The organism is Pseudomonas sp. A39 (assembly GCF_058145955.1).
In genome coordinates this window covers 1-1,434 of the sequence record NZ_JBYVMD010000108.1, presented here as the reverse complement: position 1 = coordinate 1,434, position 1,434 = coordinate 1, and the positions used below count along the sequence as shown (strand labels likewise).

Sequence of the window (1,434 nt, the reverse complement as noted above, 5' to 3'; positions counted from 1 at the left end):
GGCAAAGGCCAGGTCGGCGGTGCTTTCGGTGAGGACGTCGGGGGTGTTGGTGAGCATGATCCCGCGTTCGTTGAAGTACGCCACGTCATAGTTGTCGTAGCCCACCGACACGCTGGACACCACTTCCAGCTTGCTCGCGCCTTGCAACTGCTCGCGGCCCAGCTTGCGACCCACGCCGATCAGGCCGTGCGCGTGGGGCAGGGCTTCATTGAATTGCGCGTTGATATCGCCCAGCTTGGGATTGGGCGCGATCACCTCGAAATCCTGTTGCAGGCGTTCGATCATTTCCGGGGTGACGCGGCTGAAAGCGAGGACAGTCTTTTTCATTGCAGGCGGGCTCATCGACTACGGAAGAATGCCAAGCACGCTAACATTCCTGCCGACAATTGTCAGGACGCCTCAGGCCTAAAGTGGGCAGGGAGCAAGCCCCCTCCCACTGTTGACCTGACTCGTCTGGTAGCACTCAGTTCGCCAGGCGCGCGCCGCTGAGGCTGCCGCTCAACTCATACGCCACCAGCTCCGCCTGGTGCGCCGCCAGGATCTCCGGCAGCGAGCCACGCAGGTATTCCACCCACGTCTTGATCTTCGCATCCAGGTACTGGCGCGACGGGTAGATGGCGTACAGGTTCAACTCCTGGGAGCGGTAGTTGGGCATCACCCGCACCAGGGTGCCGTTGCGCAGGCCTTCGATCGCGGCGTACACCGGCAGCAGGCCGATGCCCATGCCGCTGGTGATCGCGGTTTTCATCGCATCGGCCGAGTTCACCAGGAAGGGCGAGGTGTTGATCGCCACGCTTTCCTGGCCTTCGGGGCCGTTGAAGGTCCACTTGTCGAGCTGGATCACTGGGCTGACCAGGCGCAGGCAGGCGTGGTTGAGCAAGTCATGGGGGCGATGGGCGCAGCCCTTGGCCTTGACGTAGTCCGGCGAGGCACAGGCAATGCTGTAGGTGATGCCCAGGCGCTGGGACACGAAGCCCGAGTCCGGCAGTTCGCTGGCCAGCACGATGGACACGTCGTAGCCCTCATCGAGCAAGTCCGGCACACGGTTGGCCAGGGTCAGGTCGAAGGTGACGTCCGGGTGGGTGCGGCGATAGCGAGCGATGGCGTCGATGACGAAATGCTGGCCGATACCGGTCATGGTGTGCACTTTCAGCTGCCCGGCAGGGCGTGCATGGGCATCGCTGGCCTCCGCCTCGGCTTCCTCGACGTAGGCGAGGATCTGCTCACAGCGCAGCAAATAGCGTTTGCCGGCTTCGGTCAGCGCGATGCGTCGTGTCGTTCGGTTCAACAAGCGGGTTTGCAGATGGGCCTCAAGGTTGGAGACCGCGCGCGAGACGTTGGCAGTGGTGGTATCCAGTTGCACGGCGGCGGCGGTGAAGCTGCCTGCCTCGGCCACGCAACTGAAGGCGCGCATGTTTTGCAAAGTGTCCATGG

General features: G+C 63.2%; 1 protein-coding gene and 1 pseudogene. Both read right to left on the bottom strand.

Annotation, left to right across the window (positions count from 1 at the left end):
- Positions 1-327: pseudogene (locus tag AC3ZU9_RS31380) on the bottom strand (bifunctional glyoxylate/hydroxypyruvate reductase B); the annotation flags it as partial.
- A 136-nt stretch (positions 328-463) separates the two neighbouring features.
- Entirely contained in the window at positions 464-1,432 is a 969-nt protein-coding gene (locus tag AC3ZU9_RS31375) for a LysR family transcriptional regulator (protein ID WP_012722315.1), read from the bottom strand.
- Positions 1,433-1,434: the final 2 nt, after the last annotated feature.